The sequence below is a fragment of the Eggerthella sp. genome (assembly GCF_048329335.1).
GTDB lineage: Bacteria > Actinomycetota > Coriobacteriia > Coriobacteriales > Eggerthellaceae > Eggerthella > Eggerthella lenta.
In genome coordinates this window covers 1-9,658 of record NZ_DBFEGU010000263.1, presented here as the reverse complement: position 1 = coordinate 9,658, position 9,658 = coordinate 1, and the positions used below count along the sequence as shown (strand labels likewise).

The window sequence follows — 9,658 nt, the reverse complement described above, 5'->3', positions numbered from 1 at the left end:
GCGCCCAGCACGGACGCCTCGAAGGGGTCGAGCCCCTGCGCCAGCAGCGCGGCCGTCATGCCGGCCAGCACATCTCCCGTGCCCGCCTTCGCCAACGCCGGAGTGCCGTGCGCCATGCGCACCGTCTGCTCGCCGTCGGAGAGGTACGTGACGGGCCCTTTCACCACGGCGATCACGCCATAGGCGAGCGACAGCGCCTCGGCGAGCGCGCAGGGATCGTCGACAGGCAGGTCGAAGGGGCGTGCGAGGCGCGCCGCCTCTCCGGCGTGCGGCGTGACCACGGTGGGGTTCCCGTTGAGGAAGCGCCGCCTCAGCAAGCGTCGCCCTTTTGCGGAGACGAGCGCGTCCAGGCCGGTGCCGTCCACCAGCACGGGCGCGTCGGCGTGCTTCAGCACGAAGTGAACGAGCTTCTCGGCTTCGACGTCTTCTGCGTCGAAGCCGCAGCCGACGAGGTAGGCGCGCGGTTTGCCGGGCTTCGCGGCCGGAAGGTTCGCCTTGAGAGCCGCGCGCGGGCGCACCACGAGCGAGGGCCGAAAGCCTTGCACGAGCGGGACGGCCGACGGACTGGTGAACACCTCGGTGTAGCCGGCGCCCATGCGCTGGCCGGCGTAGGCCGCCAGGCACGCTGCGCCCGGATAGCGCTCGCTGCCCACGATGGCGGCCAGCGTGCCGCGCGAGTACTTGTTCGCGTCGTCGGCCGGCAGCGGCACGAGGGCCACCAGCTCGTCGTTGCTGTATTCTCGAACGTTCTGCATGGTCGTACCGCCCTGTCTTCCGAGGAACCGCGTGCTCGCATTCTACCGCGTATCGCGCCTGAGCGCGACTGCGGGTCGAATCGGCGACAACGCGTCGAATTCGCCCGTAACCGTACGTAAACGGTTGCGCGAACTGGGGGTTCGGACGTGCCGCTGCGCTAGAATGGCGGTAAACAACCAAGGCGCCGCACCGGTTTTCGGACGTGTTGCGCGGCGCGGTCGCCGCGACCAAGGAGCAATCTCATGGATACGACCAACAAGCACGACTGGGGCCTCGTCATCGCGGGCGTCCTGCTCGTCATCTGCAGCATGTTCTTCCTTTTCGCGCCGGGCTTGGCGCTGGTCACCATCACGGTGATCGCCGGCGCGGCGTTTCTGGTGTCGGGCATCTTCGACATCGTCAACTACTTCCGCTTCCGCCGGGCCATGGACCTGTCGGGCTGGGCGCTGGCCTACGGCGCGCTCGACATCGTGCTGGGCATCCTGTTTTTGGTGAACCCGCTGGTGTCGGCCGGCGCGCTGGCGTGGTTCATCGGCGCGTTCTTCATCGTGTTCGGCGTGTTCGAGGTCGTCGGCGCGTTCAAAGTGCGCAACATGGGCGTGTCGATGTGGGGTTGGATGCTGTTCTCGGGCATCGTCGGGGCGCTGTGCGGTCTGACGTTCTTCATCGCTCCGGCCATGCTGGGCGTGTTCCTGTCGGTGTTCATCCTAATGCGCGGCGCGTCGCTCATCTTCTACGGCTGGAACGCCGGCAAAGCCATGGCGGCGTAGCGCAAGCGCGCTACCGTGGAGCGTTTGCTGAAACCCCGAGCCGAGCGCGCAGCGTTTCGCGGCTCGTGGTAGAATTCCGAAGAAAACAGGCGAAGGCCCCGATCGTTTCGGGGCCTTCTTCCCGATTGCACGAAACGGTGGCGAATATGGCAGACGAACAGCAGACTTTGCTCGACGAGCAGGCGCTTGCGGAAGCGACCAACGATCCGGCGGCGCGCATCGACGCGCTTCGGCGCGAGATCGAGCATCACAGCTACCTGTACTACGCCAACGACGCGCCCGAGATATCCGACGCCGCGTTCGACTCGCTCATGCGCGAGCTGCGCGAGCTGGAGGCCGCGCATCCCGAGCTGATCGACCCGTCCAGCCCCACGCAGCGCGTGGGCGGCTACGTGGGCGAGCAGTTCGCTCCCGTGCGCCATGCCCGGCGCATGTACTCGCTGGACAACGCCATGGACCTGGACGAGCTGGACGCGTGGATCGAGCGTGTGACGGAGGCGTTCGGGCGCATGGTGCCCGTGGTGTGCGAGCTCAAGATCGACGGCTCGTCCATCGCGCTCACGTACGAGGACGGCCGCCTGATGCGCGCCGCAACGCGCGGCGACGGCACCACGGGCGAGGACGTCACCGCCAACATGCGCACGGTGAAGGACGTGCCGCTGCGCCTGCGCCAGGGCGCGCTGGGCGGCTTGCGCGACGCGGACGCGCCGGTGGAGCTGCGCGGCGAGGTGTACATGCCGAAGTCCAGCTTCGACGCGCTGAACGTCGCAGCCGTCGAGAACGGCAAGCAGGCGTTCGCGAACCCGCGCAACGCCGCCGCCGGCAGCCTGCGCCAGAAGGACCCGTCTATCACGGCGAACCGCGACCTGTCCACCTTCATCTACGCGGTGGCCGACGAGCGCGCCCTGAACGCAGAGGGCCAGTGGGAGCTTTTGGCGTGGCTGCGCGAGGCTGGCTTCCACGTGAACCCCGACGTCGAGCTGTGCCAGACTCGCGAGGAGGTGCACGCGTTCTGCGAGCGCGCCGTGGCGCGGCGCGAGGACCTGCCCTACGAGATCGACGGCGTGGTGGTGAAGGTGAACTCGTTCGCGCAGCAGGAGTCGATGGGCTACACGGCCCGGGCGCCGCGCTGGGCCGTCGCGTTCAAGTTCCCGCCCGAGGAGAAGACCACGCTGTTGCGCGATATCACCGTGCAGGTGGGACGCACCGGCAAGCTGACGCCCGTGGCCGAGCTCGATCCCGTGGTGGTCGCCGGCTCCACCGTGGCGCGCGCGACGCTGCACAACGAAGACGAGGTGCAGCGCAAGGACGTGCGCGTGGGCGACACCGTCATCGTGCGCAAGGCCGGCGATGTGATCCCCGAGGTGCTGGGGCCGGTGCTGGCGCTGCGCCCCGCCGATGCCGTACAGTGGGAGATGCCGCGCACGTGCCCGTCGTGCGGTTCGCCCGTTATCCGCGAGGAGGGCGAGGTGGACTTCCGCTGCATCTCCATCGACTGCCCGGCCCAAGCGCTGGAGCGTTTGCTGCATTGGGCCAGCCGCGGCGCCATGGACATCGACGGCATGGGCGAGGAGATCGTGTCGCGCCTGGTGGAGAGCGGCCGTTTGAGCGACGTGGCCGACTACTACACGCTGGACGAGATGGAGCTGTCGCTTCTGGACATGGGTCGCGTGAACAAGGACGGCGAGCCCATCCGCCTGGGTTCCACCGTGGCGAAGAAGCTGGTGGCCGCCATCGACGAGAGCCGCACGCGTCCGTTTGCCCGCGCGCTGTTCGGGCTGGGCATCCGCCACGTGGGCAAGACCATCGCCGAGCTGCTGGCGGCGGCGTACCCGTCCATCGAGGCGCTGATGGAGGCCTCGGAGGAGGATCTGGCCGCCATCGACGGCGTGGGCCCGAAGATCGCGCGCAGCGCGTATTTGTTCCTGCGCACGCCCGACAACGCCGCCGTCATCGAGCGCTTGCGCTCGCACGGCGTGGCGCTTGCGGACGAGGCCGCGGACGCGGGCGAGCAGCTGCCGCAGACGCTGGCGGGGCTCACGTTCGTGCTGACGGGCTCGCTCGTGGAAAGCGGGATGACCCGCGACGAGGCGGGTGCCGCGCTCAAAGCGCGAGGCGCGAAGGTCAGCGGCAGCGTGTCGAAGAAGACGAGCTTCGTCGTGGCAGGCGAGGCCGCCGGAAGCAAGTACGACAAGGCCGTCGCCCTCGGCGTCCCCGTGCTGGACGAAGCCGCCCTGCTGCGCATCCTCGAAACCGGCGAGGCTCCGGAGTAGGACGCCCGGGCTCCGTCGCGCCCCGATGTTTCACGGGGAGCATTGCTCGGATGCTCCGCTTGGTGCATGAGGCTCGACGAGGATCCGTCTCCGACGGATCCGATGTCCTGCGGATGACCCCCATGCATCCTTTTGCTTTCGAAAAGGCAAAAAGTCATCGAATTCGGAAGAAAGAGCGCTTACCGCAAGGTCTCGGATCGTTCTGGCAGGAGGAGGCGTTGTTGCGATCAGGCATTATGAGGAAAATCGTTTCGCGTCGCGATAGCGGGCTGCGCCCCGTCTTCCGAATTCGATGCTTTCTCGCCATCGGCTCCCTTGTCGGATGTCGGCAGAAGGAATCCGTCGATGTTTCACGTGAAGCATTCGTACGTTTGGCTTGCGTTCGCCCTTCTTCGTCTGCCGTTCGCCCGGGGGAGTTACGGAAATGAAATTCGTAACATTCGAAAGGAGCCCTCTCTGGTATAGTGTGTTACGCAATTCGAATACGTAACACCTATGACGGATTCAAGGCGCCGAGGCGTTGAGGGAAGGGAACGGAAGCATGGCAACACTCACGCGACGCGATTTCGCGAAACTGACGGGTGCGACGGCGGCGACGCTGTCGTTGGGCGGGCTGCTGGCAAGCTGCGCGAGCGGCGAGGCCGAGAAGCCGGCCGAAGGCGCGACGGAAGGTGCGGCCGACAAGGCCTCTTCGCAGGTTATCGTCTCGATGACCACCGGATCCGAGCCGGCCGCCGGCTTCGACCCGATGGTGTCGTGGGGCTGCGGCGAGCACGTTCACGAGCCGTTGATCCAGTCAACGCTGATCACTACCGATGCGGACCTCAACTTCAAGAACGACCTCGCCACGTCCTACGAAGCGTCCGAAGACGGCATGACCTGGACGTTCGCCGTCCGCGACGACGTGAAGTTCACCGACGGCACCCCGCTCACGGCGCGCGACGTGGCCTTCACCATCAACGGCATCTTGAACTCGGAAGCATCCGAGTGCGACATGTCCATGGTGAAAGAGGCCGTGGCCACCGACGACGCCACCGTCGTCGTGCACATGGAGAAGCCGTTCAACGCGCTGCTGTACACGCTGGCCGTGGTGGGCATCGTGCCCGAGCACGCCTACGGCGACACGTACGGCGACAACCCCATCGGCTCGGGGCGCTACATGCTGGAGCAGTGGGACAAAGGCCAGCAGGTCATCCTCAAGGCGAACCCCGACTACTACGGCGAGGCGCCGAACATCCAGCGCGTCGTGGTGGTGTTCATGGAAGAGGACGCCTCGCTTGCGGCGGCGAAGTCCGGACAGGTCGACGTCGCATACACCTCGGCGACGTTCGCGGCTCAGCAGCCGAGCGGCTACGACTTGCTGAACTGCGCGTCGGTCGACTCTCGCGGCATCTCGCTGCCGGTGATTCCGGCGGGCGCTACGAAAACCGACGAGAAGGGCGAAGCGGCGGCCGGCAACAACGTCACGTGCGACCTGGCCATTCGTCAAGCCATCAACTACGGCGTCGACCGCGACAAGATGATCGACAGCGTGCTGAACGGCTACGGCACCGTGGCCTACAGCGTGGGCGACGGCATGCCGTGGTCCTCGCCTGATATGAAGTGCTCCACCGATGTCGAGAAGGCGAAGAAGCTGCTCGACGACGGCGGCTGGACGGCCGGTGCGGACGGCATCCGCGAGAAGGACGGCACGCGCGCTGCGTTCAACCTGTACTACTCGGCCGGCGACACCGTGCGCCAAGGTATCGCCGAGGAGTTCACCAACCAGATGAAAGAGCTGGGCATCGAAGTATCCATCAAGGGCGCCAGCTGGGACGATCTGTACCCGCATCAGTTTACCGATCCGGTGGTGTGGGGCTGGGGCACGAACGCGCCCACCGAGATTTACAACCTGTTCTACTCCAAGGGCACGGGCAACTACGCCTGCTACACGAGCGAAACCACCGACAAGTACCTCGACGAGGCGCTGGCCCAGCCTACTGTGGAAGAGTCGTTCGATCTGTGGAAGAAGGCTCAGTGGGACGGCCAGTCCGGCATCGCGCCGCAGGGGGACGCGCCGTGGGTGTGGTTCGCGAACATCGACCACTTGTACTTTGCGAAGGACAACCTCAAGATCGCGAAGCAGAAGCCTCATCCGCACGGACACGGCTGGTCGCTGGTGAATAACGTCGACCAGTGGTCCTGGGCGTAAGTTTATTGTGCTCGACGCGGGAGGGGCGCCGCGGTGCCCAGTCGCTCAAACAGTCCTCGCTTCGCTGCGGAACTCGCTTGGTGGGCACCGCGGCGCCCCTCCCGCTGACCGTAACGAGCTTGCGCGTTGGGGGACTGGGCGCCGTTTGCGCTTGTTGGAGGGGTGTTGCTGTGGGGTTTTTCTACTAGTGAGGGTATAGTGGTTTCATGGCTCGATTTTTGGCTCGGAACATAGCGAAGTTTATCTTGCTCATGCTTGCGGTGAGTTTGGTTACGTTTGTGCTGGTCAGCGTTTCTCCTATCGATCCGGTGCAGGCGAACGTGGGGCAGACGGCCTATATCAACATGAGCGAGGCGAAGCGGGCGCAACTGGCCGAATACTGGGGTGTGAACACGCCTTTGTGGGAGCGCTACGCCAACTGGTTCGTCGACCTTCTGCACGGCGATCTGGGGACATCGCTGCGCTTCAATGCGCCGGTGATCGACGTCATCGCCACGCGGGCGGTGAACTCGCTGGCGCTCATGGCCACGGCTTGGGCGGTCAGCGGCGTGCTGGGCTTCGCGTTGGGCATCCTCGCGGGCGCGAACCGCGGCCGTCTGATCGACCGCATCGTGAAGGGGTACTGCTTCCTGTTGGCTTCGGTGCCCACGTTCTGGCTGGGGCTGCTGTTTCTCATCGTGTTCTCGGTGCAGCTGGGGTGGTTCCCGTTCGGCTTCTCGGTGCCCATCGGGGTGTCGGCGGCCGATGTGACCTTTGCCGACGCGCTGCATCATCTGGCGCTGCCAGCGCTCACGCTGTCGGTGATCGGCGTGGCGAACATCGCGCTGCACACGCGCGAGAAGACTATCGACGTGCTGGAAAGCGATTACGTGCGGTTCGCCCGTGCGCGCGGGTTGAGCACCTGGGGCGCCCTGCGCCACCACGGCCTGCGCAACCTCGCGCTGCCCGCGCTCACGTTGCAATTCGCGTCCATATCCGAGATATTCGGCGGATCGGTGCTGGTGGAGCAGGTATTCTCGTATCCGGGTCTGGGGCAGGCGGCCGTCACGGCCGGCCTCGGCGGCGACGCGGCGCTGTTGGTGGGCATCGCGCTATTCTCCGCCGCCTTCGTGTTCACCGGCAACCTGATAGCCAGCACGCTGTACGGCGTGGTGGATCCTCGCATGCGCAAGGGGGCTGCTCATGGCTGACGAGCGCGTTGAAACCTGCTTAACCTGCGAGTCCGCCGTCGGGTTCGGCAGTTCCCAGTCGCTCGGCAGTCCTGGCTCGCACGAAACGCCCACAGGGCGTTTCGGCTCGATGGGTGCGGCGCCGCGGAGCGAAGCGCAGCAAGTCCCCGAAGGGGAAACTCGCTTGGTGGGAACTGCCGAGCCCAACGGCTCCAAGGATGCCGCGCCGCCCCTTCTGCATGCTCCTCGCGCGGCTCGGGTGGGGAATAGGAGGTTGACGCTGGCGGCGTTTTTGGGTGCTTTGGCGGCGCTGGCGGCTGTGGTGGTCGCGGGGCTCGTCGTCGCGGATGCGGCTACGGCAACCGACTTCTCGATGAAGAACCTCGCTCCCAGCTTCGCCCATCCTTTCGGCACCGACTGGATGGGGCGCGACATGCTGCTGCGCACGCTGGCGGGGCTGTCCACCAGCGTGCTGGTGGGTCTTCTGGCCGCGGGCGTGTCGTCCATCATCGCGCTGGTCATGGGCGCGGTGGCGGCGCTGGGCGGGAAGAAGGCCGATGCCGCGGTCACCTGGCTCATCGACCTCATGCTGGGCATCCCCCATATCGTGCTGCTCATCCTCATCTCGTTCGCGTTGGGGAAGGGCTTCTGGGGCGTCACCATCGGCGTGGCCGTGACGCACTGGCCCAGCCTCGCGCGCGTCGTGCGCGCCGAGATCCTGCAGTGCAAGCAGTCGACGTTCGTGGCTGCGGCGCGGCGGCTGGGGCAGACTCCTCTGCGCATCGCGGCGAAGCACATGGTTCCTTACGTGCTGCCCCAGTTCATCGTGGGGTTGATTCTGCTGTTCCCGCACGCCATCCTGCACGAGGCCGCCGTGACGTTCCTCGGCTTCGGTCTGCCGCCCGAGCAACCCGCCATCGGCGTGATCCTCAGCGAGTCGATGGCGTACCTGTCGGCCGGCATGTGGTGGCTCGCCGTGTTCCCGGGTCTCGCGCTCATCGCGACCGTGCTGCTGTTCGACCTGGCGGGATCCAGCCTGCGCAAGCTCGTCGACCCGCACAGCGCGCAGGAATAGGAGGCCGTCATGGACGAAGCGAACCGCAAGAACCCGCTTGAAACGGACGGCAGGAACCCGCTGCCGGAGCATCTGGCCGCTCGCGAGCGCGCGCTGTACGAGGCCGCTGCCGAGCTGGAGCGCCTGACCGACCAGCTGTTCGGTGCGGAAGGCGCCGGCCGCGACTGCGCGATAGCGTCCGAGGATCCGATCGACGGCCTCGCGCCCGACGTCGTGCCGCACGAGGCTCTTTCGCACAAAGACGCGCAGGTGCACCACCATCATACGCACGCGCCCGTTTCCCGCCACGAGCACGGCCACCACCTGCTGCAGGTGGAGGACCTCAGCGTGGGGTTCCGCATGTACGACGAGGACGCCCCCTTCTTTCGCGCGAAGCAGCGCGAGGTCGAGGTCATCCATTCTTTAAGCATCTCCGTGCATGCAGGCGAGATCGTGGCCGTGGTAGGCGCGTCGGGTTCCGGCAAGACGCTTTTGGCCGATGCCGTGTTGGGGCTGTTCGAGCCGAACGCCACGGTGCGGGGCCGCGTCTGGTTCGACGGCGCGCAGCAGGATGCGGCGTCGCTTTCCGCGCTGCGCGGCCACGGCATCTCGCTGGTGCCGCAGAGCGTGAACAACCTCGACCCGCTCATGAAGGTGGGCCGCCAGGTGGAGGGCTTCGCGCGCGCACACGAGTCGCGCGCCGAGCGTCGTCGTCGGCGCGCGCAACTGTTCGAGCGCTACGGACTGCCCGAGGACACGGCGGGGAAGTATCCGCACGAGCTGTCGGGCGGCATGGCGCGCCGCGTTCTTTTGTGCTGCGCGCTCATGGACGACCCGCGCGTCATCGTGGCCGACGAGCCCACGCCCGGCCTCGACCTGGATCTGGCCGTGCGCGCGCTCGACGACTTCCGCGCCTTCGCCGACGCGGGCGGCGGCGTGATGCTCATCACGCACGACATCGAGCTGGCCCTGCGCGTGGCCGACCGCGTGGCGGTGTTCCGCGACGGCACGGTGGTGGAGGAGACGGCAGTTGCGAACTTCGCGTCTCCCGACCTGCTGCAGCACCCGTTCAGCCGCGAGTTGTGGCATGCGCTTCCCGAGCACGGCTTCGAGGCGCCGGGCGGGTCGACGGAAGGGGGCTCCCATGCTTGAGGCGCGCGGCATAACCTATGCGTACCCCGGCGCGCGCACGCCGCTGTACCGCGACTTCGACTTGGCCGTCGGCCCTGACGAGCGCGTCGCCCTCAGCGCGCCGTCCGGTTTCGGCAAGACCACGCTGTGCCGTATGCTGGCCGGATACGATCGTCCGCAGAAAGGCGAGATCCTCGTGGACGGCGCCCCGCTGCCGAAGCGCGGCACGTGTCCCGTGCAGCTGATCCTGCAGCATCCCGAAACCGCCGTCGACCCGCGCATGCGCATGAGTCAAACGCTGGCCGAAGCAGGAG

The 9,658-nt window shown here is 66.7% G+C and carries 8 protein-coding genes; 7 read left to right on the top strand and 1 reads right to left on the bottom strand.

Annotated elements, in window-relative coordinates:
- The coding region (locus ACMO6A_RS08335) for an ADP-dependent NAD(P)H-hydrate dehydratase (RefSeq protein ID WP_418471082.1) at positions 1-755 on the bottom strand (755 nt) is incomplete at its 3' end.
- Positions 756-998: 243 nt separating this feature from the next.
- Between ACMO6A_RS08335 and ACMO6A_RS08330 the strand changes: the two genes are divergently transcribed.
- The 7 genes from ACMO6A_RS08330 to ACMO6A_RS08300 form a co-directional block, all read left to right on the top strand.
- Positions 999-1,526 (top strand): HdeD family acid-resistance protein, encoded by a 528-nt coding sequence (locus ACMO6A_RS08330; RefSeq protein WP_009607819.1) that lies wholly within the window; start codon positions 999-1,001, stop codon positions 1,524-1,526.
- A 146-nt stretch (positions 1,527-1,672) separates the two neighbouring features.
- Positions 1,673-3,799: an NAD-dependent DNA ligase LigA gene (ligA, locus tag ACMO6A_RS08325; protein ID WP_114519555.1), complete on the top strand. Its 2,127-nt coding sequence runs from the start codon at positions 1,673-1,675 to the stop codon at positions 3,797-3,799.
- 541 nt (positions 3,800-4,340) lie between these two features.
- The gene (locus tag ACMO6A_RS08320; RefSeq protein WP_114519556.1) at positions 4,341-5,990 is read left to right on the top strand and encodes an ABC transporter substrate-binding protein; all 1,650 of its coding nucleotides are present in this window, start codon (positions 4,341-4,343) and stop codon (positions 5,988-5,990) included.
- A gap of 206 nt (positions 5,991-6,196) precedes the next feature.
- The gene (locus ACMO6A_RS08315) at positions 6,197-7,180 is read left to right on the top strand and encodes an ABC transporter permease (RefSeq protein WP_009607771.1); all 984 of its coding nucleotides are present in this window, start codon (positions 6,197-6,199) and stop codon (positions 7,178-7,180) included.
- 166 nt (positions 7,181-7,346) lie between these two features.
- Entirely contained in the window at positions 7,347-8,234 is an 888-nt protein-coding gene (locus tag ACMO6A_RS08310) for an ABC transporter permease (protein WP_226844453.1), read from the top strand.
- A 9-nt stretch (positions 8,235-8,243) separates the two neighbouring features.
- The gene (locus ACMO6A_RS08305; RefSeq protein WP_009607912.1) at positions 8,244-9,365 is read left to right on the top strand and encodes an ATP-binding cassette domain-containing protein; all 1,122 of its coding nucleotides are present in this window, start codon (positions 8,244-8,246) and stop codon (positions 9,363-9,365) included.
- Positions 9,358-9,658, top strand: a 301-nt coding sequence (locus ACMO6A_RS08300; protein ID WP_418471079.1) for an ATP-binding cassette domain-containing protein, incomplete at its 3' end; no start/stop codon positions are given. The genes ACMO6A_RS08305 and ACMO6A_RS08300, both read left to right, overlap by 8 nt.

Excerpts from the sequence above, each read along its gene's own strand:
- ACMO6A_RS08330 (WP_009607819.1), top strand. The coding sequence starts at position 999 with ATGGATACGACCAACAAGCACGACTGGGGCCTCGTCATCGCGGGCGTC.
- ACMO6A_RS08320 (WP_114519556.1), top strand. The coding sequence starts at position 4,341 with ATGGCAACACTCACGCGACGCGATTTCGCGAAACTGACGGGTGCGACG.
- ligA (WP_114519555.1), top strand. The coding sequence starts at position 1,673 with ATGGCAGACGAACAGCAGACTTTGCTCGACGAGCAGGCGCTTGCGGAA.
- ACMO6A_RS08305 (WP_009607912.1), top strand. The coding sequence starts at position 8,244 with ATGGACGAAGCGAACCGCAAGAACCCGCTTGAAACGGACGGCAGGAAC.
- ACMO6A_RS08315 (WP_009607771.1), top strand. The coding sequence starts at position 6,197 with ATGGCTCGATTTTTGGCTCGGAACATAGCGAAGTTTATCTTGCTCATG.